The sequence below is a fragment of the Paenibacillus cucumis (ex Kampfer et al. 2016) genome, assembly GCF_019748695.1.
Lineage (GTDB): Bacteria > Bacillota > Bacilli > Paenibacillales > Paenibacillaceae > Paenibacillus > Paenibacillus polysaccharolyticus.
Genome location: NZ_JACLIC010000023.1, coordinates 52,910 through 78,152, shown reverse-complemented (window position 1 = coordinate 78,152; position 25,243 = coordinate 52,910). Strand labels below are relative to the sequence as shown.

Here is a 25,243-nt window from a genome sequence, read left to right as displayed (position 1 = left end):
TAGAGATCATTTCGAACACGGGCGGTGCTTCCGAACCGTTTCATGATTTCGCTTATCTAAGTTACATAATTTCATGTCATGTGAACCAGACCCTGATGCATACAATAGAGGGAAGAAACTGCGCCATTACCGTAAAGCATGAAAGGAGGCCTAAACCAATGAAGGTTGGATTTATCGGAACCGGCAGCATGGGCAGTCTGTTGATCTATGCCCTGATCCAATCCGGTGCACTCGAACCCCGTCAGATTGCAGCAAGCAATCGAACTCCATCCAAAGTACGTCAGCTTTCCCTCCGTTATCCAGGGCTGCATGAATCACAGAGCAATCGGGAAACAGTCATTCGCAGCAACATCATCTTCCTGTGCGTGAAACCGCTGGAATTCAGACATGTCATTGATGATATCCTGCCTGTTGTGAATTCCAATCACATAATTGTCTCGATCACCAGCCCCGTGCAGCTGCGCCATCTGGAATCTTCGCTTCCTTGCAAAGTCTCCAAGGTTATCCCCAGTGTTACACATCAGGTCGGCAGCGGAGCAAGCCTATTCATCCATGGTGAACGTATGACGGCAGAAGATCGCTCACTGCTCGAAGGCCTAATGAGTCATATCGGCAAACCTTATCAAGTGGATGAAGCCTGCACTCGAATCACATCTGACTTCTCCAGCTGTGGCCCTGCATTCATATCCTTCTTTTTGGAGCAATGGATTGAAAGTGCTGTGCGCTTGACAGGTATCAAACGTGCCGACGCCTGCGCCCTTGCCGGTGAGATGCTTCTAGGTACAGGCAAACTGCTCACCGAGGGAGGTTATACCCCACAAGAACTTCAGGCCCGTGTCGCTGTACCTGGCGGAATAACCGCTCAGGCACTTGCGCTGCTGAGAAACAACCTCGATGGTGTTTTTGATAGTCTGATCCATACAACACATGAAAAATACGATGAAGATTTAGTCAAACTGGATGAGGTATTCCGTGCCAGCGAGATTAACCGGCAACAATATTAACCAGTTTGCCTGGAACGGCAATGACTTTGCGAATAGTCTTGCCTTCCAGCGCCTGTTTCACAGGTGCAAGTTCCATCGTGTAGTCCTGCATTCCCTGTGCATCCAGATCCTTCGCGATCGTCGCACGAGTTACAATTTTGCCGTTCACTTGAACTACGATTTCCACTTCTGCATCCACAGTCATGGACTCATCGTATGCAGGCCAAGCCACGTAAGAGATTCCACCCTCGTGTCCAAGACGATTCCACAGTTCCTCTGCCATATGCGGCGCCAGAGGTGACAGCAATTGAACGAAGTTCTCCATCGCTTCGCGAGGCAGCGTCTCTGCTTTGTACGCGTCGTTGATGAAGATCATCAATTGGCTGATCGCCGTGTTGAAGCGCAGATGTTCCAGATCTTCCGTCACTTTTTTAATCGTTTTGTGTGCTGTGCGTTTGAACTCGTCGGTTCCACCGTCAGCTGTAATTTTCTCATTAATCGCACCAGTATCTTCGTTTATGAACAGACGCCATACGCGTGACAGGAAACGATACATTCCCTCTACCCCGTTTGCGTTCCAAGGTTTAGTCGCTTCCAGAGGACCCATAAACATCTCATAGAGACGCAGTGTATCTGCACCGAATTCGTTAACAATCTCATCCGGGTTGATGACATTACCGCGAGATTTACTCATTTTCTCATTGTTGGTTCCCAGAATCATACCTTGGTTAACCAGCTTATGGAACGGCTCTTTCGTGTGTACGACACCCAGATCATACAGCACTTTGTGCCAGAAACGAGCATACAACAAGTGTAGTACAGCATGTTCTGCCCCACCGATGTACAGGTCAACTGGCAACCATTGCTGTTGTTTCTCTTGTGAGATCAGTTCCTTGTCATTGTGCGGATCGATAAACCGCAGGTAATACCAGCAGCTTCCCGCCCATTGTGGCATCGTGTTAGTTTCACGGCGAGCTTTCATACCCGTTTCCGGATCAACCGTATTTACCCAATCGGTCACGTTTGCCAGTGGGGATTCACCTGTACCTGAAGGTTTAATCTGGTCAATGTCAGGCAGCAACAGTGGCAATTGATCTTCTGGCACAGTCTTCATCGTCCCGTCCTCCAGATGCAGAATCGGAATCGGCTCTCCCCAATAACGTTGACGGCTGAACAGCCAGTCGCGCAGACGGTACGTTGTTTTTCCTTGTCCTTTGCCGTTCTCTTCGAGCCAAGCGATCATTTTCGCCGCAGCTTCTTCATTGTTCAAACCGTTCAGGAAATCGGAGTTCACATGTGCGCCGTCACCTGTATACGCCTCTTTTGTAACATCTCCGCCGGCAATGACTTCAATGATATTCAGGTCAAACTGCTTCGCGAATTCCCAGTCACGTGCATCGTGGCCTGGAACAGCCATAACAGCTCCTGTACCATAGCCAGCAAGTACATAGTCAGCAATCCAGATCGGCAGCTTCGCTCCGTTAACCGGATTAATCGCGTATGCACCAGTGAACACACCTGTTTTGTCTTTTGCCAAGTCCGTACGTTCCAGATCACTCTTACGCGCAGCCTGCTCCTGATAAGCTTTTACTGCCTCACGCTGTTCTTCGGATGTAATCGCGTCAACCAAGTCGTGCTCTGGAGCCAGAACGGCAAAACTTGCACCGAACAATGTATCTGCACGGGTTGTGAATACTTTGATTACTTCTTCACGGCCTTCGATGGCAAAAACCACTTCAGCCCCGGTCGATTTGCCGATCCAGTTACGCTGCATATCCTTGATGCTTTCCGACCAGTCCAGCTCTTCCAGATCTTCCAGCAAACGCTCTGCGTATTCCGTAATTTTCAGTACCCATTGACGCATCGGTTTACGTACAACCGGGTGTCCGCCACGTTCACTCTTACCGTCAATAACCTCTTCGTTCGCCAGAACCGTGCCCAATGCTTCACACCAGTTCACCGGCACTTCATCGACATAGGCCAACCCTTTATTGTACAGCTGAATAAAGATCCACTGTGTCCATTTGTAATACTCAGGGTCTGTTGTACTGATCTCACGATCCCAGTCATATGAGAATCCGAGAGATTTGATCTGACGACGGAAATTGTCAATGTTGCGGAATGTGATATGACGCGGGTGCTCCCCCGTATCCAGTGCGTGCTGCTCTGCTGGCAGACCAAAAGCGTCCCAGCCCATTGGGTGCAGCACATTGTATCCACGCATCCGTTTGTAACGGGATACGATATCAGTTGCAGTATATCCTTCCGGGTGACCTACGTGCAGTCCTGAACCGGACGGATATGGGAACATATCCAGTGCATAAAACTTCGGTTTGGACGGGTCCTCACCTGTTTTAAACGTTTTGTTGTCATCCCAATATTGCTGCCAACTTTTCTCCATCACTTGCGGCTGATAGCCGTGCTTCGGCTGATGATTCTCACTCATCTATAATTCCTCCTTCAGGTTATACGCGCTTTATAACAACAAAAAAAACCTCAGCATCCCGTAGCGTTTGCAGCGCTAGGGACGAGAGGTTGAATTCCCGTGGTACCACCCTAGTTAGCGGACGAACGTGCTTCGTCATCCACTCCCTTTAGACCTGTAACGGCGGTTAACCGATGCGGATTTCCAGTCCTGCACCCAAGGCATAGAACTTTGTAATCACCGCATTTCTCCAAGGCGAGTTCGCAAAATACTGTCAATCGGCTTGCACCAACCGCCGACTCTCTGTCATGTACAGCACCCACTACTGATCCTTATCATCGAAATATGTATACAATATAGGAAGCATTATATAAAAATGCAAGCTCAAAGTCAATATGACATGTCACAATCTCTTTCTCTCAAGTCAGACTTTATTGCCCTTCACATGTCAACTGGCATTCTCACATTTTTCTAAACCGTTCAATGCCTTCCTGCAAATTACGGATCGTAGATTCGATATGCTCCTTGTTATCATACTTACGGTAATCACATTCAATTCGGAGCGCAAGATCAAAATACAAATCATATAAACTTCTGCGCTTCCGCTCGTTCTCTGTCTCAACCTCACGTCCATATCCTTTGAGAAAACCCGGAGTATAGTTAAAATGACTGAAATAATGCTCCATTAGCGGATCGCCCCATAATGAGCGTTCAAAATCAATAATGGCCGTAATTTGCTTATCCTGGACCAGCACATTGCCATCCCACAGATCCCAGCTAATCAGGGAAGGTTCTGTCACTTCATCCAGTGCATCTGATTTCTCATCAATCAACCGTCTCAGCTCATTGTAATCGATGCCGATATCAACCCCTGCCTCTTCACCATCTGCAAGCATATCATGCATGAGCATCAAGAAAGCTTCTCTCCACGTCGCACGTTGTCTGTCCTTTCCGGAAAAATAACCAAACCGCTCTCCCTTAATCTCGTTAATTCGCTGGTTGTACCAGCCTAACTGCTGTTCAACCACTTCCTGATCTTCGGCAGTAAAATCTTCTTTCACCTGGTTGTATGGAACCCCGGGCATAAACTCCATAATGAAATACTGCGCGGGAGCCATGAGTAGTGAAGCATCATATGCGAGTACCAGAGGCACAGGAACATCCTTAAGCTCAGCAACAAGCTGGAGTGCTTCCACTTCAGCCGTCATTAAATCCTGTTCACAGCGCATTAGATTGGTCGTAGCCGCAGGTGCGATTTTTAGGACAACTTTTCGTCCATCGTCAAGAAAAATTTTATAAGCATGGTTTGCCCAGCCATCGATCATTTCCTCGTAATCTTGAATCGTTACAGCAAGGTGATGCTTAATGATCTGATCCAGCTGTTCTTTGGACAATCTCGTTTTATATGTACTTTCCATCTCTACAACTCTCCCTGTGATTGAAATATAGTTTGCATGTTAAGAAAACGCTTTCCTTTTTTCATTCATTATGTCTCTCTTTGCTTCAAGCGGCAATACTTTTTATCATATATGTTCAAAAAAACTGCCTCGAGCAACATACTTACACGCTGCACAAGGACAGTTTCTTATTCATATTCATATTCATATAAATTAGTTTAGCGTCGCTCATTATAATTTTCTCTTTAAACAATCATTTTACAGCCACGTAGAACAGACGCTGTGCGTGATCTCCAGCTTCTTTCCACTCAAAGTCTGCATACACCTTCACATCCCGGAAACCCGCTTTGCTTAATTCAAGCTTCATCCAGTCCGGATCATAAGCGCGTTGCGTATGAACTTCTTCGAATCGCTGATAGGTATCTCTGTTGCCCTCATCCAATCTAGAAAAAATGCTCAGATGATGCTCTATCTCACACCGCTCCTGATCAAAATCGCACGTCCAGATATATGAGACCGAGCGTTCGTCTAACACAAAAGGCTGTTCCTCATCATACCGAATCAATGTATTTGGATGGTGTACATCAAACAGAAATGTACCTCCCGGCTTCAGCATTTCATACGTACGCTCGAATGTTCGAATGACATCTTCGGATTCCAGCAGATAATTCACGCAATCGCAGAACGAAATGACCGAGTCTACAGGTTCAGGCACTCTCCACTCCCGCATATCCTGCTGTACCCAGCGTACACTGCCTTCCCTGTACAGACGGTGTCCCTGAGGTGTCGCTTCCATTTTGCTACGCGCAACAGATAACATATCTGCGGAGAGATCAATCCCCGTCACTTCAAAGCCAGAGTTCACCAGTGGAATCGTAATGGATCCCGTTCCGCAGCCAAGCTCAGCCACACTTTTGGGCATGCCATGTTGTTCCCAAGCTGTTCTTGCAAACCTTATCCAGTCCGGATAAGGCATATCTTCCATTAATTCATCGTAAACGTAGGCAAATTTCCGGTAAGACATGTCGGCACCGCACTTTCAATTTCATTTTCCTCATCGGATTGGATCAAAAATTCAAACTAAAAAGCAGGGCTTCCGGTGTTTACCCAGTCTGGCCCTGCTTTACTTAAACCGATGCATAAAGCATCGGCTCCATGATACATGCAATATTTCAACCAAAATGAATGCTCTAACTCGAAACATCCATGCTGTATTCGGCTATGCCTCGCCTGTGTCTACTTCTCTTCCTGCTGTGATTTTGGCGCAGAATCAGACAAGTACGTCCAGTTTTCCTTTTGTACCACCAATCCATCTTTCATCAGCTTACCGAGAGCACGTTTGAACGCGGATTTACTAATGCCAAAACGTTGCTTGATAATATCTGGCGGTGTCGCATCGGAATACGGCATGCCGCCCATAGGGCGCTCTTTCATAAAAGCAAGCAGCTTGTCTGCGTCTTCGTTACGCCCAACTTCTTTGCGTTGTGTCATCGCCAAATTTACACGACCGTCTTCACGCACCAGCGTAACCCGACATTTCACCTTTTCACCCAAACGAAGCATATGACTGCGCTCCGAAGAATGGATCATGCCAATCGCTCCAAAACCAAGCACACCACCATCAACAAGTACAAATGTACCCATCTGAAGCGGCTTGTACACCAGCGCTTCCACCCACTCATTCAACCATGTGGTTGGCGCGTGGAAGGCAAGCGGAGCAAGTTCACGTTCTCCGGCCAATTTGGCACGCAGACGTCCTTGCTTGTCATGCTCCATGATCACGAACACCTCATCCCCAACTTGGGGACGCAGTTCTTCAAGTTCAGGCAACTCACGGATTGGAAGCAACAACTGGCGACCAAGACCCATTTCCAGGAAGCAGCCAAGGCGCGGATGCACATCAGCTACGACCAGTTTAGCCATCTCACCCAGCGTGAGGTACGGTTTTTTCATCGTAACAGCAAGGCGGTCTTCTGTATCAAAGAATACAAAAACCTCCAGCGTTTCACCAATCTTGATATCCCGAGTCAGCTCGGTGTAGTGAAGCAATACATCTTCCGATCCTGTCGTCAAAAAATAGCCAAATGGAGACACTTCACGTGAAACCGGTAGCGAGACGACTGTTCCTGCAATCAAACTCATACCGTTTCCACCACTTTGGCATCAGACCAGAGACGCTCGATATTGTAATATTCACGCTCATCGCGGTGGAATACGTGAACCACGACATCGCCAAGATCCATCAGCACCCAGCGTGCAGAGTCCATGCCTTCAATGCCTTTAATTGTCGCACCAGCTGCATGAGCCTGTTTACGAATCTCTGTAGCAATCGCCTGTACCTGTGTATCGGAGTTACCGTGGCAGATCACAAAATAATCGGCAACCAGTGAAATATTGTTCAGGTCAAGTGCTACAATGTTTGATGCCTTTTTATCGTCAGCGGCGGTAACCACCATGTTCATAAGTTCTTTCGATGATACTGTCATGAACCAACCTCCATAATCTATAATTGTGCAATCAAGTCATTACGTGAGAGCACCGTAAGCGGGTAGATAACACGGCGCTGGGAGAGCAATAGGCTGATCGTCGAATCAAAACCGGCAATCAAACCTTCCTCCAGACTGCGCTGAGCCTGCTCACGAATGTACTCTACACCCGGGAAATCACGTCCCGGCTCAATATAATCGGCAAGGCATACCACTTTGTCCAGCAGGCTCATCCCTACCCTACCAGAAGTATGCCACCGAATGGCGTTAATAATCTCTGAATCGGACACACCATAATCCCGTTCAGCTACAAAGGCACCCACTTCCGAATGCCAAAGCTGCTTATCATGATGTAAAAGTTCAATATTTAATCCGTTATCACGAATAACGGCTTCCATCTCGGCTACTGGCCAATATTTGGCCACGTCATGTAAAATCGCTGCTATATCCGCTTTTACCGGATCAGCACCATACTTTTCAGCCAAGACAACGGCTGATTCCATGACACCCTGCGTATGTTTCCAGCGCTTGGCCGGCATCTGTGCAGAGACAGCCTCGATTAACCCCTCACGGCTTAGTGCCATATAAACCGCTCCTTACAATGTATTGATGAACTGCATCGGGGATCATAAACCGCACCGAATGCCCCTTCGCCAGTCGTCTGCGTATCGCCGTAGATGAAATATCAACAAGAGGCATCTCGGCCAGCAGAACCCGTCCCTGCAATGCATCCGGTAAATCGTCCAGATGTAGCTGGAAGCCCGGACGTCCAACACCGATGAAGGTCATTTTGGACGCCAGTTCTTCAATCTCTTCCCATTTGGGAAGGTAATTCACCATATCCGCCCCAATGATAAAATAAAACTCATGCTCAGGGAAACGGCGCCACAATTCACGCATGGTGTCAATCGTATAAGATACGCCGCCAAGCTCCATTTCGATACCTAGTACCTCATACTGAGTAGCTTGCTTCACAGCCAACTCAGTCATTTCCAGGCGCTGTTGCCCCGTCGCACCTGCACTGGGTTTGTGAGGCGGGACATGAGACGGCATAAACCAGATTTCATCCAGAGCATGCGAATCCCTTGCCGCTTCTGCTGCCAGCAGATGCCCCATGTGGATCGGATCAAACGTACCGCCCATGATGCCGATCTTCACCCGCGCCACGCTCCTTATCTTGGAAGTTCGATTTGTTTATTGTCACGTGATTCTTTGTAGAGGATAATGGTGCTCCCAATCACTTGTACGAGCTCACTGCCTGTTTCACGAGCTACCTCTGCAGCAATTTCATTTTTATCGTCAAGGTTATTGTTGAGCACTTGAACTTTCATCAGTTCGCGCTTCTCAATGGCCTCTTCGATGTGACGGAACAAATGCTCATTCGTGCCCCCTTTACCAATCTGAAACACAGGGGTCAGATGATGTGCTTGTGACCGCAAAAAGCGCTTTTGTTTACCAGTTAACATGAATACTTCATACTCCTTATGTTGAGCAGGCCCTGCATGTAGCCCTAGGCTGATTCAGAGCCTGGCCGTTCAATTATTATTTTTCAAAACTATCCAGTACTGCTCGTCTCATCGTGTCAACAGGGGCGGGAATGCCAAGCCAGTGTTCAAATGCAACGGCCCCTTGATAAACAAACATTCCGAGTCCGCCATGCACGGTGCATCCGCGCAAACGGGACTCACGGAGCAGACGGGTTTCGAGCGGGTTGTATATCAGATCGCTAACAGCTGCCCCTTCGCGAATCCATGCAGGATCAACTGGAACATCATCCACATGTGGATGCATGCCCGCTGCTGTCGTATTAATAACGATATCTGCCGTGGCAAGTACAGCTCGAGCATCCTGCATCCCGTTGCCAGAGATGTTTCCCAGACCATGGCTTCGCAGATCCGTAGCAAGAGTAAGTGCTCTGTCAGCTGTGCGGTTCAGGATGCTGATCTGTTCGGGCTTTTCCAGAGCAAGCGCATAGATAACACCTCTTGCCGCGCCGCCTGCGCCAAGAACAGCGATCCTTTTCCCTTCAAGCTGAGGAACAGCCTCTTCTTTCAACGAGCGCACATATCCGATTCCGTCGGTATTGTACCCTGTCAGCTTGCCATTTTCGTTCACGATCGTATTGACTGCTCCAATTAAGCGAGCACTGTCATCGATCACATCGAGGTATTGCATCACCTGCTCCTTATGCGGAATCGTGACATTAACACCCCGATAACCCAAGGCAACAATGCCACGAATAGCAGCTTCGAGCTGATCAGGCTGCACATGCAGCGGCATGTACATTCCGTGCACACCTGCTGCTTGCAAAGCAGCATTATGCATGGCCGGAGATTTGGAATGAGCAATCGGGTCACCCATTACACCCAGCAGTACGGGAAGTGAAGAATTGAACTTATTTTCTGCTGACATCGATACGCCTCCGATCTGATCCGTTGTTGGAATTAGGTCCCGCCATCCAAACTAGATCAGGGAAGGACGAATCTGCACCCGAATGCCTTTTGGAACATGGACAGCCATTAAAGCACCCTTATCTCCGTTAACCTTGATCCAGCCCAGACCAGAGATGAATATGTCCGACTGACTGCCACGTTTAATCCGGAATTCATGTCTCGTCCATTCCGGCATCTCAGCGGCATTCTCACGGGTTGGCGGAGAAAGCAATTCTCCGAGGTGATCACGGTACAGATCATCTGCCCGTTCCAATTTTGTCCGATGAATATCCAGCGCAGTGCTGATAAAACAAGTGAACGATTGGCGATCCCCTTCAATAAAATCAAACCTGGCCATCCCACCGAAGAACAGTGTCTGACCGGAATTCAATTGATATACCGCAGGTTTAAGCGGTTTCTCAGGCATAATTGCAGCCAGATCCTTACGGGATACAATTTCACTGAAGCGCCAAGGATACACAATTCCCGGCGTATCAATAATATATTTTCCATCGTCTAGCGGAATGTTCACCATATCCAGTGTCGTTCCCGGATAACGCGAGGTCGTCAGTTCCTGTTCCAGATCGCTGTAGTCTCGGATCAAACGGTTAATCAGTGTCGATTTACCGACATTGGTTCCACCGACAACGTACACATCCCGATCTCCACGGTACGTGCCAACAAGCTCAAGCAGACGGTCAAAGCCTTGGTTTTGCTTCGCACTGCAGAGCACAACATCTACTGTCCGCAGGCCTTGTTCTTTGGCTTGCTTTTGCACCCAGTTCAGAACTTTGTTCCAGTTGGTAACTTTAGGCAACAAGTCCGTTTTGTTTACGGCAAGCAGTACCGGATTGTTTCCAACAAAGCGTTGCAAGCCAGAGATAATACTGCCGTCAAAATCAAACAAATCAACGATATGAATGACGAGTGCATCCTTATCCCCGATTTTGCTGAGCAGAGCCAGGAACTCGTCCTGATCCACCGTTACAGATGATGACTCATTATAATTTTTGATACGGAAACAGCGCTGGCAGATGACCGGTTCACGGTCAAGTGCTTTTTCTGGAAGATATCCGGGCAAATCCGGATTTTCCGTTTGCAAATTCACGCCGCATCCACTGCATCTTACGGCAATATTGCCGTTATGCGGTTCTGTCATTTCTTCTTTTCCTCCTCAAGCCATAAGCCTTTCTTACGCAAATTCGACAGGGCAATCCGTTCTACTCTCCGATTAAAGCGAGTCATAAAGCCCTCATCTCCGATGGAAATGGGCAGCACCAGAACCGTATAGAGTCCAAGTCTGTTCCCTCCATAAACGTCGGTAAGCATCTGATCTCCTACAACAATCGTTTTTTCGGGAGCAAGCTCCATCATCTTCATTGCTTTACGAAACGGTACATTCGATGGTTTGCGTGCACTATGCACAAACTGGATATCCAGCGGAGTCGCAAACAGGGACACCCGATTCAGATTGTTATTGGACACAATCATCAGCTTGAATCCCACCTCTTTTACACGCGCGAACCATTCGATCAATTCTGGTGTAGCATCAGGTGCTTTGGCTCCAACAAGCGTATTATCCAGGTCAGTTATGATTCCACGATACCCTTGAGCGTACAGTTCATCCAAATCAATATCAAAAACTGTGTCTACACGCAGCTTGGGCATTAACATTTTAAACAAAGAAGTCACCTCAGTTTCATACGACACACTATATCACAAATCTGTCTTTCCTGAAAATGAAAACACCCTTTATCACGTTAAAAAAAGGAAAAACGGGACGGGCATGTTCTATGCCCGTTCCGCTTTCAGTTCCTTCCGCAGCTTCAGAGCTGCCTGATAGACAACCTTCCAATCATCGGCGGTTACCGTTGCCGGACTGTAGCGGGTCTGTTCAAACTTCATTAATAACTCTTCAAAAGTCGTTTGGGCAGATGGTCTAAGCTGACTCCAGCGAGTTACTGACTCACGAAGCGTTTCGTCACCACTGCGCGTTAGACCTCGTCTTCTCGCATAACGAATCCAGCGTTCTGTTTCAGCCAGCACCTTCTGTTCAGGTGTCAGCGGTCTGCCGGTCCGCAGGCGAAGTAACAAGAATCGCAACGAAAGGCGGTTGCGCCAGAACATATAGGCTACCCACAGTACGATAACAGCAGCGGCAATCCAGATCACAAAGGTTGGAATCATGTTTGTAGTCTGCTCAGGCGTTGGTGCTTGTTTTTCTTCTTGAACCGGTTCTTCCTCTGGTTGATCTTCTGGCTGATCAGCCGGCTGGACTTCAGGTGATTCGGTCAGCAATGGCATATCAAATCCCGGGGTTGCTTCAACCGGAATCCATCCGTATTCGCCAAAATATACCTCTGCCCACGAATGAGCATCCGCATTCGTAACCGTGTAGGTCGTTTCAATGGGCGCACCCGGCTGACGTGGAGCCTGCATGTCCGAGTTCAGGGACATCTGTCCAGGTGCATAACCTTTTACCCATCTGGCTGGGATGCCTTCGGCCCTTGCCATCATCACAAGCGCGGTGGAAAAGTAATCACAATACCCTTCACGAATATCAAACAAGAAACCTTCAACAAAATCATTGCTCACTTTCCGGGACAGATCCGGATTGTTGGTGTAGTTGAAGTTTTGTTGTAAATAGTCTTGCAGTAATGCTACTTTTTCATACGGTGTTTTTGCAGACGCAGTAACCTCGGCTGCGAGATCCTTTACCCTTTCGGGGAATCGGGAAGGTAATTGTAAATACTTGTCCTCTGCCGGATTGCTGGTATACAGAGCATCTGCTGATTTGGTACGAAGCTCGTCTTCCACGATAATCGGCACTTCGGATACAACCGTATAGTTTTTGGGATATTGCGGTTGCTGACGCGATGTGACCACGTGCAACTCCGCCCGCTCTGTATTCCAAAGCATACGATCCGCTCTTTCTTCACCATTCACCAAGCTCACTTGTGATATGGAATACGCACCAAACAAAATGGGATATACCGTGTCATTCAACATCGTTACTTTCTGCGTGACTTTTTTCGTTTTTACTTTACCAGCCTCTTCATTTTCCAGCGTTTGACTGGCTGACACATTCTCCATAGAAGCACGTCCAGGCTCATCCCAGCCCGTACCCGTATATTCAGAACGCGTTTCCCCTCGCCAGTAGCTTCGGTCACTGGTCGTGATTGACATGACTGGGGTGTAATCAAAGTTAAATCCTCCGCCAAGCTGACTGTCCTCGCGGCTGTATCCTGACTCCGTCGCTGTAGGAATATCCAGTACTCCATTCCCGGATTGATTTGCGGATGTTCCCGTGTAATTCCGCCAAGCGGTGTACGGATCGGTCAAGGTTGGCGGAATTTCCGGCATGTTCACACTGGCAACAATAATTAATGAGAATATGATAGCAATATTCGCCAGTATTTTATAAGGATACCGAATCATTCGTTTCCAGCCCTGAGGGTACTGCAGCTGATAATTACGGAAGTGCTGACATACGAGCCACCCCATACCTGCAAACATTACCCAAGCGATCTCAACCCAGAGCGGAATTTGAGTAAATGAATCCAATATGCCTAGAGATATGATATTAACTCCCAGAAACACCAGGATACGGCGGGTTGAGTTTACAAGGCGAAGTGCAGCCTCCAACATCACCCATGCACACAAGGAAAACCAGACATACGGAGGCATGTGCAAGATAAATTGCTCCACACGCTCTGTCAGCGTTCCATAAGGGATGTAAACCATGTAATCAATCAACGTTTTATGCAAAATATATAAGAGAACAACCGCCTTGATTATCGTTCGATACAGCATTCTAAAGGGAAGAATGACCTCCAGAATACTTACAGCCGCCAGAGTCCACAGCACCAGCGAAGTTGTCTCGGTATACCATGACTCCTGGGTGAACGATATCCATTGCAGCGCAATGAGAAATATCCATAGCAAAGATGCCGCATGATACCAGGATCTTTTTAATCCCAAACTTTCATTTCTTATGGCATTCATACCGAACCTCCCCCCATAACCGTTGGAAGCTCCTGCAGATGAGCAACGGTGAATGATCTCGTGCCCCTGCCACGCAACATGGCATTCCATTCCTTACTTTGGCGGGATTCATTGGAATCAATCAAAATGTGACATGGAGTCATGCCACGTGTATCTGCCCAACGAAGTAGCTCAATTATCTTTTCATCTTTTTGTGGAGAAACGACAACAAAATAAGCTCCCTGTGGGAACTGACGCGCTATTTTCTCAACTCCAGGCAACAAGGTAGCATCTTTTCCGTTATCCTGGATATCCACGAGATGATGCATCATCTTCTGCCGTTCAATCAGACTTTCACTTGGAGGCATGAAGGATGACTTATCAGCCAAGGTTAACAACCCCATGCCCATGCGCTCCCTACTGCCATAGTCTAGCAGAGAAGCTGTAGTAGAAACGGCCAGTTCGAATGCTTCACCGTGCGGATAACTTCCGGCGAGCGCATCGAGTACCAGGATGGTTTTAGGCACAGACTCATGTTCAAATTCTTTAGATTTCCAGTTGCCTGTTTTGGCTGTGGCATTCCAGTGAATGCGAGAAAGACGGTCCCCGTAAACGTAGTCACGCACACCGTTGATCTGGGTTGTTTCCCTGCGTGAACGTGTCAAGGCTGTTTGTGGTCCAGACAAGCGTGACTTGCGATCATAAAGCTGCCAATAAGGAATAAATACCGTACGAGGTAAAACACGAAATTCACCGCTGGCCTTGAATGTTCCACGATGTTCGATCAATCCAAAAATATCCTCGCTAGCACATTCCGTTTCCGAGAAAACATATTTCCCCCGCTCAAGCGGCGGAGTTTGAAAGGAAAGTTCACCCGTTCCCCGCATACTCGGGATCAGACTTTCCTTAAATGACCATGATTCCCCATTATGTCGATGTAACATCTCACGCACGACCACATAAGGAAGCGGAAGAAATCCCGGAATGGTCAAGTTCAGCTTCACGCGGACCTGATCACCGGCATGAAGCAGTTCTTCATGATCCTGTCCGGAAGAGAGCCTCCGTACGCCCTGAGCCCGTTTCACACCGCTGAATCCAGCAATCGCAAGATACAGGCAAAGTAGCGTCACCATGGACAAAAGCATAAGTGAGGTCTTTCCTCCTTGAAATAAAACGTACGCAACGCAGCACATCCACACCACGGCGATGCCCCATACGCGAGGGTGGCGTAAGCCTCGATTGACTGTAGTCAAAAGCGGTCTCATCAACTATTGCCCCATCGATACAGGCACACGAACCTGCTGTAATACAGCGTTCAGAACGGCCTCTGAGCTCATGCTGTCCAATCTGGATTCGGGACGAAGTACAATACGATGAGAGATGACATACGGAGCCATCGTTTTCACATCATCCGGTAGCACGTAGTCTCTTTCTTGCAAGAAGGCAAAAGCTTTTACGGCCATCATGAAGGAAATCGCAGCCCTTGGGCTAGCTCCTAATAAAACAGAAGGGTGTGTGCGCGTGTGGCGAACAACATCCAGCAGATAGTCCATCACAGGATCTCCGATGAACACTTCTTTAATCTCTTGCTGGATAGCCGAGATCTGATCCATGTGAGTCACGGATTCAAGCCGATCTACCGGTTGGCCCGACTGATGTTGCTTCAGCAACGTCTTTTCAATATCCTTGTCGGGATAACCTAGACTGATTTTTAACATAAAGCGGTCGAGTTGTGCTTCGGGTAACGTATACGTCCCCTCAAAGTCAATCGGATTCTGTGTAGCACAGAGCATAAAAGGATGCGGGAGATCGTACGTGTCACCGTCTACGGTCACACTGCGCTCTTCCATGACCTCCAGCAATGCAGATTGCGTTTTCGTCGTTGCACGGTTAATCTCGTCTGCGAGCAAAATATTGGTCATAACCGGACCCGGTCGGAAATAAAAACGCTCATCCTTCGGATGGAAAACAGAAACTCCTGTAATATCACTTGGCAGGATATCAGGATTACATTGAATACGCCGGTATTCCCCGCGCATGGATTTCGATAGTGCTTTGATCAGCTGTGTTTTGCCCGTTCCCGGTACGTCTTCAATCAGAACGTGTCCACCTGCTAGCAAAGCTGTAAGTAAAAGTTGAATTTCAAAGGATTTCCCCATAATGCAGGACTCCAGATTTGAACGAACTGCAGAGATGATTTGGATCGACTCTTTGCGCACAGGCATGTGGTCTAACCTCCTAAAAAAGCATACAGATTTCCTTTTATTGTACATGATCCAACGTCACGAGTACACTCGAAGGAACTCACAATTTGTTTCCAGTCGTCAGCTTCACCGCATTTACCGCATCGGTACGACAAAAAAAAGCCACGGATCATATAGATCCGAAGCCTTTGCTTATCACAGTATATATTTTAAATTTAACCTTTTGGACGAACAACCAGTGCCGCGAGAAAAGAAAAGATAATCGCCGACGATATCCCTGCCGCGGTGAGGTCAAAAATACCGGTAATCACGCCAATCCATCCCTCTTTTTCCAGTTCAGTTAAAGCTCCGTGTACCAAAGAATTTCCAAAGCTTGTAATGGGAACCGATGCCCCTGCACCAGCAAATTTCACCAGAGGGTCATATAAACCAAAGGCATCAGCTACCGCTCCAGCCACCACTAGCGTACTCATCGTATGCGCGGGTGTCAGCTTCGCACCATCCATCAACAGCTGTCCAATTACACAGATCAGACCACCTACGATAAAAGCCCATAGAAATTGCATATCTCTTACCCCTCCTGTTCAATTGCGACAGCATGTGCTATACAAGGAATACTTTCACCCTGCTGGTATGAGAGTGGAGACAGGAGTGCTCCTGTTGCAACCACAAGCACACGCTTCAAATCCCCTTTTTGCATCCGGTTCAGGATGTGACCATAAGTAACTGTAGCAGAACACCCGCAGCCGCTTCCTCCGGCAACGACTTGAGGCTGATTCTCCCGATCATAGATCATGAGTCCGCAATCGTTAAAAACGGTCTGCTCCATCGGAATCCCTTCTTTATGCAAAAGTTCCTTCGTTATAGGCAAACCGACGGAAGCCAGATCACCTGTAACGATGAGATCATAGTATCCTGGCTCCAGCCCGGTATCTCTAAAATGAGAAATAATCGTATCGGCGGCTGCCGGTGCCATCGCTGCACCCATATTAAAAGGATCTTTGATACCAAGATCCATAATCCGGCCAATCGTGGCTTTTGCTACATATGGGCCTTGTCCTGTGCGGGAAACAACACCACAGCCAGAACCCGTGACGGTGTACTGTGCATACGGCGGTTTCTGGGAACCATACTCCGTCGGATATCGAAACTGTTTTTCCACCGTACAGTTATGACTCACCGTTCCAGCGAGTACGTAATCGCCGGCACCGGAATCGACAATCATGGACGCAAGGGCTAACGTCTCCATTGAGGTTGAGCAGGCTCCAAATACACCAAGATAGGGTGCACCCAATTGCCTTGCCGAAAATGAACTACTGATAATCTGGTTCATCAGATCCCCGCCGACAAAATAATGCAGTTCTTCCTTCGTAATATTGGCGTTCACCAATGCGAGCTGAGAGGCTTTTTCCAGCAATTTACGCTCTGCTTTTTCCCACGTTTTCTCACCGATCTCAAGGTTATCATAAATGTAATCAAAATCAGAAGATAACGGCCCCTTACCTTCATCTGGGCCTACAACGGTAGCTCTGCCTATAATTCGCGGCTGATGTTCATACTCCCAGGTCTGGCGGCCCAGCCTTTTCATAGATGTCCACCTCCGAAGCCCAAAAAGGCATATACAATTCCAATGATGAAAGCTGCAACGACCCCAAAAACAATGACGGAACCGGCAAGCTTGAACATATTTGCTCCAACACCGAGCACCAGACCCTCCGCACGATGCTCCAAGGCAGCAGAACACATGGAATTCGCGAATCCCGTCACCGGTACACCCGTACCCGCTCCCGCCCACTGCGCAATTTTGTCGTACACACCAAGACAGGTCAGAATCACGGAGATCAGGATCATGACCGCGACAGTAGGACTGGAAGCCTCCTTAGATGTCATGTCCAACCCAGCCATAAACGCTTCCTGGATCGCTTGTCCAATCAAACAGACGGTTCCCCCCACCAGAAAAGCTTTGATACAATTTTTGAAAATTGGGCGTGAAGGTTCATGTTTTTTGGCGACTTTTTTATATTCCTTCTCATCCATCGACAGCGATGAAGTTTTCTTCTTTCCAGTTGCAGATTGTTCTGGCAAGCACAGGACCTCCTTTATGTGAATGGTTTGCAGTTATAGCTGAATGGCGATTGTGGAGCACTTCTATACATTGTTTGTTATTATCGGGAAGGTTATGTATCCGGCGAGAAACAGCAGATGTTTCCAAAATGAAAGAGATGGGGAAGTTATATAAATCACGCCGCTTAGTTGTAGTTCACAACCTGTTTGGTCTATAAATAAAGAAGAATGATGACGAGTAAAATAAAGAGTACAATGAACAGCACCTTCTCATTTCCTTCTTCAGGAGGCTTCATCTTGTATCCCGGCTCCTTCCTACGCTTAAAACGTCGTTTAACAGGACAGCCTGATTACAAAGAATATGGCTCCCTTTTATAATCATATGCATGAAGGCAACTCTAAGATTGAGACAACAGCGGACAGAAAAACGGAAAATCCAGACTAAACACGCAAAATCATGCCTTAAAAACGTAACATAAACATGGACATTCACTTGTGCAAGGTTCATACTATAATGTGACCAGTGGTTAATAACGAGTCCTTTGTACGAAAAAAAGGACACCAGGCCAGCAACCGTTTTACTGTGACCTGATATACATATCAACAGAGGAGTTGTTAACACATGAATGAAAAAACGTTGGACATGTTTCGCACATTAACGGAGTTCCCTTCCGCCTCCGGCTTCGAACGTGAACTGCGCGGCTGGATGAAAGAGCAATTGTCCGCATATACCGATGAATTTGTACAAGATCGCCTGGGAAGTCTCTTTGGTGTTCTACGCGGAGATGAATCTGGCCCTAAAGTCATGGTGGCTGGACATTTTGATGAAGTCGGCTTTATGACAACAGGCATAACGGAAACAGGTATGATCAAATTCCGTCCGCTCGGTGGATGGTGGAGTCAAGCTGTGCTTTCACAGCGTCTTCAGATTATTACTCCTGAGCGCAGGATTACAGGCGTTGTCGGCTCTACACCTACCCACTTGCTGGATGAATCCCAGCGCAGCAAGCCGGTAGACTTGAATTCAATGTATCTGGATATTGGCGCAGATGATCGTGCGGAGGCAGAATCGTGGGGGATTCATCCGGGAATGCAGATCGTACCGATCTGTGAATTCACACCGATGGCAAACCCTAAGAAAATTATGGCCAAAGCTTGGGATAACCGTTATGGTGTTGGTCTAGCGCTTGAACTGATGGAAGAACTGCATAAAGAGAAACTACCGAATATCCTCTATTCCGGTGCAACGGTTCAGGAAGAATTGGGACTTCGCGGAGCACGTACAGCTGCCAATCTCATTCAGCCGGACATTTTCTTTGCTCTGGACTGTAGTGCGGCGAACGACATGACGGGTGACAAACAGTCCTTTGGTCATATCGGTCAGGGCGCATTGCTCCGTATCTTCGACCCAGGAATGTTAACGCATCGTGGAATGGTTGAGTATGTTAAGGACACTGCCGCTTCCAATAAGATCAAGACGCAATACTTCATCTCGCCGGGCGGTACGGACGCAGGTCAGGTTCACTTGAGCGGTATTGGTGTACCTTCCACCGTAATTGGCATCTGCGGCCGATATATTCACACCTCTTCTTCCATTATTCATACCGATGATTACGATGCGGCTAAAGAATTAATTGTGAAGCTCGTGAAAGGTCTCGATCGTACAACGATGGAAACCATTATTAATAACGCTTGATATAGGCATAATTCATCGATTTAAAGCTTTAAACTATAGGGATACCTCATTGAATCTTTTTTGGGGTATCTCTTTTTTTAATGGTCACATAAATATATGGATCGTTTGAACATGTTGAGCACGAGATACATAAGATATGATAATGGAAGGTTAGTTAACTAAAGATGAAGAACCAACACATCAAACAGCGGGGGAACTTTGTATGGCAATGGGAAGGAACGGAAAATCAAATAAAGGTTCCAGAAAAACTAATGCCGCAAATACCCTTCTGAGTGGCAATTTAAAAGGTAAAAAACTTGAATTGATTGTTGCCGCGTTATTGGTTAGCGGGAAATTAAGAGTGGATGCGGTCACGCTGTTTAGAGAAGCCACATTAGTTGTAGAATTAGTGGGCCAGTATAAAACACTCCAAAAGATTGAACCCTCTAATTCAGATAAACTAGTACAATTTTTGGATGAAACGGGCCGAGATATGACCCTGAACGATGTCATTCAGGCTTTTCAGCAGCGTATAAATTCCTAAATGCAAGCATGAAAAGAGGTGGCTGTGATGTCTGAGTTTGATGGAGTCGGTTTTGCCGAAATGCTAATTGTACTTATTCTTGTTGTTTTACTAGCCTTTGGTTCTACAGATATCGATACACTTAGCGGTACACCTACTAAAGTCTAACTTGCTTGTTCTTGATGTGTAATCAAACAACAGCGATTTCGAGACGTGTCAACATAGCGACTACTCAAGTTAAGCTCTTGATTTCAGAACGCCAGTCCATAAATAATGGGCTGGCGTTTGTGGTTGTACTACAGAAATAAAGGCGAGAATGCAAACCATGCCAAAATCAGTGTCAGGATTACACAGACATTTTCTACAACTGCTCCATGTTTGGTTCCCGTACTCATCAGATTTGCCCGAATACGCAGTTTTAATGGCGGCAATGGACGAATCCCCCGATTCGTCAAGGAATCGGCAAGCAGATGAAGAGCATAAGCGGAACCTCCAGCGACCCAAATTTCTGGGCCTTGCTGCTGCGTTGTACTGTACAGTAACCCCGTCCAAACAGCTGTTCCATACAAGGTATGGGTTAAGCCCCTGTGTGTAAGTGTCGTGCACAGCATAAGCAGGCTGCCTGCAATCAGATTCCACGGAGCAAAAGCATGACCATAAAAGACCAAGCCCAGTCCAATGGCAAACATCAATACTTTACGCAGTGATCGCGAAGGCAGGAACGACACAAGCCCAATGAATACAGCAAGTAGCAGATTACACGGTTTGGCCGGAACGTAAAAATACACAAACACAGCCGCAGGCAAAAGAATCGTCTGCAACAGTCGAATCAAACTGCTCGGCAATGCTTTCGATACCAGCAATGAATTAGGCTCATCAATATCTGGCAACAACGATCCTATTAGTGCAACGGTTACAGCCGGAGCAGTAACCTGCATTCCAAGGAGTTGCAACACTGAAAGTGAAACGCCTGTACCGATAATCAGGTGGGATCTTCCCATCATGATGCAAAAACGTCCTTTCGAGAAAATAGGGAACGTAACCGACCCCACTATGATCATACCTCGAACCAAAAATAAGAACAATAGTTCGTATTTCTCATTTCTAAAAATATTTTTGTTTTCGTGACGGTCATCACACTTATTTTAATATGAATGTTCTATCGTAATTAGTGAAATAAATCACATTATGATTGAGTTAGTCGATGTATAATTCAAATATAAGCCATTAAAAATGTTGGTAAATGTACAGGTTTATCCAAGGGAGGGCTACACACATGAACGGAAATAAAGAAAAATTAGTCGTCATCGGTAATGGTATGGCCGGAATCAGCACGGTGGAACAAATTCTAAAATTAACTTCACGCTTTGATATTACGGTTTTTGGTACAGAACCTTATCCTAACTACAATCGTATTATGCTGTCCTACGTACTTGAAGGTAGTAAAACGCTGGATGACATTGTCCTTAATGATCTCCACTGGTACGAGGACTACGGCATTACGCTTCACACAGGAACCACGGTTGCCCGCATTGATGCCGAGACTCGTGAAGTAGTAACCGAAGATGGACACCGTGCTCCGTATGACAAAATTATCATTGCAACAGGGTCAAATTCTTTCATCCTCCCTGTACCCGGACATGACAAGCAGGGTGTCGTTGGTTTCCGCGATATCGCCGATTGCAATATCATGCTGGAAGCTGCAAAAGCATACAAAAAAGCAGCTGTCATCGGGGGCGGACTGCTAGGCCTGGAAGCTGCAAAGGGACTTGTGCAACTCGGTATGGACGTTACTGTTGTGCATCTTATGGATGATCTGATGGAACGCCAGCTCGATCCTCAGGCTTCTGCCATGTTGAAAGCTGAACTGGAACGTCAGGGAATCAAGTTCAAAATGGGCGCTCAAACTTCCGAACTACTGGGTGGTGAACGGGTTGAAGGTATTCGTTTTGCCGACGAATCTGTGCTGAATGTTGATTTTGTGGTCATGGCGGTTGGTATTAAACCGAATATAGCGGTAGCTCGGGAGAGTGGGATCGAAGTCAACCGAGGTATCATCGTGGATGACTACATGCAGACTTCACTGAAAGACGTTTACTCTGTCGGAGAATGTAATGAACATCGCGGTGTGTGTTACGGACTTGTGGCGCCACTGTTTGAACAAGGAATGATTCTTGCGAAACATATTTGCGGAGTCGAAACAGCTCCGTATGAAGGCTCGGTTGTGTCCACCAAATTGAAAATTTCGGGTGTAGACGTCTTCTCTACTGGCGAATTCATTGATAGCCCGGAACATAACGTAATTTCGCAAAAAGACGACTGGAAACGAACGTACAAAAAAATCCTGCTTCGTGACAATAAAATGGTAGGTGCTGTACTCTTTGGTGACATTACGGATTCCGCTGAACTGCAGAAACTGATCAAAAACCAGACTGAAATGACAGATGAATTGTACAGTTCCCTTATGGGTACAGGTTGCGGCGGTCATAAAAAAACGACGTCTGTTGAAACGATGCCGGTGGATGAGATCGTTTGTGGATGTAACGGCGTAACCAAAGGCGCCATCGTGGATGTCATCACCAATCAGGGTCTAACTACAGTTGACGAGATTAAAGCCTGCACAGGTGCAACCCGCTCTTGCGGAGGATGCAAACCAGTGGTTGAACAGATTTTACAATACGTGCTTGGAGATAATTTCACTGCCGGTGGCAAACAGGGAATCTGCAGCTGTACAACTCTCGGACGGGATGAGATTGTAGCTGAAATCCGGGAAAAAGGCTTGCAAACGAGCAAGGAAGTCATGAATGTACTTGGTTGGAGCCAGCCTGAGGGCTGCTCGAAGTGTCGTCCGGCCATCAACTACTATCTGGGCATGATTTATCCGGACACACACGAAGATGAAAAAGAATCCCGGTTTGTTAACGAACGTATGAACGCCAATATTCAAAAAGACGGAACATACACCGTTGTACCTCGGATGTACGGCGGGGTAACGACACCAGCCGATCTGAAAAAGATCGCTGACGTTTCGGTTAAATATGATATCAAAGCGGTTAAAGTGACAGGCGGTCAGCGTCTTGATCTCATCGGCGTCAAAAAAGAAGATTTGACTAAAGTATGGGCTGAGCTGGATATGCCTTCGGGTTACGCTTACGCGAAATCGCTTCGTACGGTTAAAACATGTGTTGGCTCCCAATTCTGCCGCTTCGGCACACAGGATTCGATGGCCATGGGTGCGAGAATCGAACGTAAATTTGAACGTCTCGATCTGCCAGCCAAATTCAAATATGCCGTGAACGGCTGTCCTCGGAACTGTGCAGAAGCATGTACGAAGGATATCGGGATCGTCGGCAATGACGGCGGCTGGGAAATCTTCATCGGTGGTAACGGCGGAATCAAAGCAAGGCTCGCTGACTCGCTGTGCAAAGTCAAAACCGATGATGAACTGATCGAATTGTGCGGAGCTATCATGCAGTACTACCGCGAGACAGGTAACTATCTGGAGCGTACTTCCGAATGGGTAGAACGTATGGGTCTGGAGCACATCCGCTCGGTTGTTGTGGATAACGTTGAGGAACGTAAAGCGTTGATGGAACGGATCGAGTTTGCCCTTGCACAGGTGGAAGAACCATGGCAAAAAGCGATTCGTGATGAAGAAGGCCAAAGCAAAATGTTCCATAGCATTGAAGTTACGGCTCGCCCATAAACCAAATTAGATTATATGGGATTCAAATAGAGAAACAAATTGATACAAAAGGAGTGGTTTACGATGACAACCAAACAAACAGGCACGTATTTCCCGGCTGGAGCTATAAATGAATTTCTGCCACGCATTGGCAGAGTTGTCGAGATCGAAGATCTGCAGCTTGCGGTATTCCGTGCTTCGGATGGCACCATCTTTGCTGCTGACAACCATAACCCCCACCCTAAGGGTGGGCCGCTGGCGGAAGGCATTGTCTCTGGACACTATCTCTATGATCCGCTGTACGACTGGAAAATTGATTTGACAACAGGTCAGGTGCAAGCACCAGACAACGGTCAAGTGCAGATGTATCCGGTCAAGGTAGAGAATGACCAGGTCTGGATTGCTGTATAACCTCTGCTCTACCGTAACAATGGGGATTGCGATTGATGTTGACTAATGGGGGAAACCGTGATGTATACACCAAGTGTTGAAGGAATTATTGAAGCTGCCGTCAAAAAGAGAGATCAGATGAATGCAAGTTTGCCACGTTACATGGTCGCTGCCTTAATGGCAGGCGCATATGTGGGGCTCGGCATTATCCTGATTTTTAGTATCGGGGCTCCGCTGCTTGCCGCACACTCACCACTGCAAACGATGCTGATGGGCATGTCCTTCGGACTCGCCCTGACGCTGGTGATCTTTGCCGGGTCAGAACTGTTCACAGGGAACAACATGTTTTTTACGATGAGCACACTCGCCGGACGAACCACAGTGAATGATACGCTAAAAAACTGGGGACTTGTTTTTCTCGGCAACTTGATCGGTGCCGTCCTGCTCAGCCTGCTGATTGTAGGGAGCGGTCTGTTCAAAGCAGCCACCCCGGAGCATCTTCTGTTCGTTGTTTCTGCCAAAAAAATGAGTGCTCCAGTAACTGAGCTTTTCTTCCGCGGCATTCTCTGTAACTGGCTCGTATGTCTAGCCATCTGGATGTCTGCCCGCTCCAAAGAAGATATCGCCAAACTGGTTCTCATCTGGTGGTGTCTGTATGCCTTTATCGCAAGCGGTTATGAGCACAGTGTAGCCAACATGACCCTCCTGTCCCTGGCGTGGCTGTTGCCTAACCACCCGGATACGATCTCGCTGGCTGGTTGGTTCCACAATATGATTCCGGTCACACTTGGTAACATCATCGGCGGCGCCCTGTTTGTTGGTATGGCCTACTGGTACACTTCACCGGTACGCAAAAAAGCATAATACACCTCCTGCAGACTATGTTCCTGATAGTATTACTATCAATAGTTTCATGAATACAAGATATCCTTACTTTCACATATACTCAAAGCCATGTGAGATACTGAATCTGATTCAGCATCCCACATGGCTTT

Annotated in this window: 24 protein-coding genes and 1 other annotated feature; of the genes, 6 read left to right on the top strand and 18 right to left on the bottom strand. The window is 47.3% G+C overall.

Annotation, left to right across the window (positions count from 1 at the left end):
• Positions 1 to 158 precede the first annotated feature (158 nt).
• Positions 159 to 1,004, top strand: a complete 846-nt coding sequence (gene comER / locus H7T88_RS13645) for a late competence protein ComER (protein ID WP_123062606.1) — start codon at positions 159 to 161, stop codon at positions 1,002 to 1,004.
• On the opposite strand, the gene leuS is transcribed toward comER, so the two are convergent.
• From leuS to spoVAC, 17 genes are all read right to left on the bottom strand, one after another.
• Positions 985 to 3,429 (bottom strand): leucine--tRNA ligase, encoded by a 2,445-nt coding sequence (leuS, locus tag H7T88_RS13640; RefSeq protein WP_221788907.1) that lies wholly within the window; start codon positions 3,427 to 3,429, stop codon positions 985 to 987. The two genes, comER and leuS, sit on opposite strands and share 20 nt — an antisense overlap.
• A 74-nt stretch (positions 3,430 to 3,503) precedes the next feature.
• Positions 3,504 to 3,756, bottom strand: a binding site (T-box leader).
• A 113-nt stretch (positions 3,757 to 3,869) separates the two neighbouring features.
• The gene (locus H7T88_RS13635; protein ID WP_221788906.1) at positions 3,870 to 4,826 is read right to left on the bottom strand and encodes a phosphotransferase family protein; all 957 of its coding nucleotides are present in this window, start codon (positions 4,824 to 4,826) and stop codon (positions 3,870 to 3,872) included.
• Between the two features lie 232 nt (positions 4,827 to 5,058).
• Positions 5,059 to 5,829, bottom strand: a complete 771-nt coding sequence (locus H7T88_RS13630) for a class I SAM-dependent DNA methyltransferase (RefSeq protein ID WP_221788904.1) — start codon at positions 5,827 to 5,829, stop codon at positions 5,059 to 5,061.
• Positions 5,830 to 6,041: 212 nt separating this feature from the next.
• Entirely contained in the window at positions 6,042 to 6,947 is a 906-nt protein-coding gene (locus tag H7T88_RS13625) for a CvfB family protein (protein WP_090914926.1), read from the bottom strand.
• Positions 6,944 to 7,291: a ribosome silencing factor gene (rsfS, locus tag H7T88_RS13620; protein WP_090914928.1), complete on the bottom strand. Its 348-nt coding sequence runs from the start codon at positions 7,289 to 7,291 to the stop codon at positions 6,944 to 6,946. The genes H7T88_RS13625 and rsfS overlap by 4 nt, the downstream gene beginning before the upstream one ends.
• A gap of 17 nt (positions 7,292 to 7,308) precedes the next feature.
• Positions 7,309 to 7,875 (bottom strand): bis(5'-nucleosyl)-tetraphosphatase (symmetrical) YqeK, encoded by a 567-nt coding sequence (yqeK, locus tag H7T88_RS13615; protein WP_154887983.1) that lies wholly within the window; start codon positions 7,873 to 7,875, stop codon positions 7,309 to 7,311.
• Positions 7,859 to 8,449, bottom strand: a complete 591-nt coding sequence (locus H7T88_RS13610) for a nicotinate-nucleotide adenylyltransferase (RefSeq protein WP_090914933.1) — start codon at positions 8,447 to 8,449, stop codon at positions 7,859 to 7,861. The genes yqeK and H7T88_RS13610 overlap by 17 nt, the downstream gene beginning before the upstream one ends.
• Before the next feature lie 14 nt (positions 8,450 to 8,463).
• A complete protein-coding gene (yhbY, locus tag H7T88_RS13605; protein ID WP_090914936.1) occupies positions 8,464 to 8,757 on the bottom strand; it encodes a ribosome assembly RNA-binding protein YhbY in 294 nt (97 codons plus the stop codon).
• A 76-nt stretch (positions 8,758 to 8,833) separates the two neighbouring features.
• Positions 8,834 to 9,703 carry a shikimate dehydrogenase gene (gene aroE, locus H7T88_RS13600; protein ID WP_221788902.1) on the bottom strand — a complete coding sequence of 290 codons (870 nt, stop codon included), beginning with the start codon at positions 9,701 to 9,703 and terminating at the stop codon, positions 8,834 to 8,836.
• Between the two features lie 51 nt (positions 9,704 to 9,754).
• On the bottom strand, positions 9,755 to 10,882 hold the full coding sequence (gene yqeH / locus H7T88_RS13595; RefSeq protein ID WP_221788901.1) for a ribosome biogenesis GTPase YqeH: 1,128 nt from the start codon (positions 10,880 to 10,882) through the stop codon (positions 9,755 to 9,757).
• Positions 10,879 to 11,406: a YqeG family HAD IIIA-type phosphatase gene (locus tag H7T88_RS13590; protein ID WP_090914942.1), complete on the bottom strand. Its 528-nt coding sequence runs from the start codon at positions 11,404 to 11,406 to the stop codon at positions 10,879 to 10,881. Before H7T88_RS13590 ends, yqeH begins: the two co-directional genes overlap by 4 nt.
• 108 nt (positions 11,407 to 11,514) lie before the next feature.
• Positions 11,515 to 13,728 (bottom strand): DUF4129 domain-containing transglutaminase family protein, encoded by a 2,214-nt coding sequence (locus H7T88_RS13585; protein ID WP_221788900.1) that lies wholly within the window; start codon positions 13,726 to 13,728, stop codon positions 11,515 to 11,517.
• Positions 13,725 to 14,972: a DUF58 domain-containing protein gene (locus H7T88_RS13580; RefSeq protein WP_154888615.1), complete on the bottom strand. Its 1,248-nt coding sequence runs from the start codon at positions 14,970 to 14,972 to the stop codon at positions 13,725 to 13,727. Before H7T88_RS13580 ends, H7T88_RS13585 begins: the two co-directional genes overlap by 4 nt.
• 3 nt (positions 14,973 to 14,975) lie before the next feature.
• Positions 14,976 to 15,932, bottom strand: coding sequence for an AAA family ATPase (locus H7T88_RS13575; RefSeq protein WP_090914948.1), 957 nt, complete (start codon positions 15,930 to 15,932; stop codon positions 14,976 to 14,978).
• A gap of 194 nt (positions 15,933 to 16,126) precedes the next feature.
• Complete coding sequence (gene spoVAE, locus H7T88_RS13570) at positions 16,127 to 16,477, bottom strand: stage V sporulation protein AE (RefSeq protein ID WP_090914950.1); 351 nt, start codon at positions 16,475 to 16,477, stop codon at positions 16,127 to 16,129.
• Positions 16,478 to 16,482: 5 nt separating this feature from the next.
• A complete protein-coding gene (gene spoVAD / locus H7T88_RS13565) occupies positions 16,483 to 17,499 on the bottom strand; it encodes a stage V sporulation protein AD (protein ID WP_221788899.1) in 1,017 nt (338 codons plus the stop codon).
• Positions 17,496 to 17,948 carry a stage V sporulation protein AC gene (spoVAC, locus tag H7T88_RS13560; protein WP_090915634.1) on the bottom strand — a complete coding sequence of 151 codons (453 nt, stop codon included), beginning with the start codon at positions 17,946 to 17,948 and terminating at the stop codon, positions 17,496 to 17,498. The genes spoVAD and spoVAC overlap by 4 nt, the downstream gene beginning before the upstream one ends.
• Before the next feature lie 649 nt (positions 17,949 to 18,597).
• On the opposite strand from spoVAC, the gene H7T88_RS13555 reads away from it, so the two are divergent.
• Both H7T88_RS13555 and H7T88_RS13550 read left to right on the top strand, forming a co-directional pair.
• Positions 18,598 to 19,671, top strand: a complete 1,074-nt coding sequence (locus tag H7T88_RS13555; protein ID WP_221788898.1) for a M42 family metallopeptidase — start codon at positions 18,598 to 18,600, stop codon at positions 19,669 to 19,671.
• A gap of 202 nt (positions 19,672 to 19,873) precedes the next feature.
• Entirely contained in the window at positions 19,874 to 20,194 is a 321-nt protein-coding gene (locus tag H7T88_RS13550; protein ID WP_154887971.1) for a hypothetical protein, read from the top strand.
• A 275-nt stretch (positions 20,195 to 20,469) separates the two neighbouring features.
• Here the strand turns inward: H7T88_RS13550 and H7T88_RS13545 are convergent, their stop codons facing one another.
• Complete coding sequence (locus H7T88_RS13545; protein ID WP_221788897.1) at positions 20,470 to 21,177, bottom strand: metal-dependent hydrolase; 708 nt, start codon at positions 21,175 to 21,177, stop codon at positions 20,470 to 20,472.
• A gap of 272 nt (positions 21,178 to 21,449) precedes the next feature.
• On the opposite strand from H7T88_RS13545, the gene nirB reads away from it, so the two are divergent.
• The 3 genes from nirB to H7T88_RS13530 all read left to right on the top strand — a co-directional run bounded on the left by nirB (position 21,450) and on the right by H7T88_RS13530 (position 25,112).
• Positions 21,450 to 23,879, top strand: coding sequence for a nitrite reductase large subunit NirB (gene nirB / locus H7T88_RS13540; RefSeq protein ID WP_090914960.1), 2,430 nt, complete (start codon positions 21,450 to 21,452; stop codon positions 23,877 to 23,879).
• Between the two features lie 63 nt (positions 23,880 to 23,942).
• Complete coding sequence (gene nirD / locus H7T88_RS13535) at positions 23,943 to 24,269, top strand: nitrite reductase small subunit NirD (RefSeq protein WP_221788896.1); 327 nt, start codon at positions 23,943 to 23,945, stop codon at positions 24,267 to 24,269.
• A 60-nt stretch (positions 24,270 to 24,329) separates the two neighbouring features.
• Positions 24,330 to 25,112 carry a formate/nitrite transporter family protein gene (locus H7T88_RS13530; protein ID WP_145332246.1) on the top strand — a complete coding sequence of 261 codons (783 nt, stop codon included), beginning with the start codon at positions 24,330 to 24,332 and terminating at the stop codon, positions 25,110 to 25,112.
• Positions 25,113 to 25,243 lie beyond the last annotated feature (131 nt).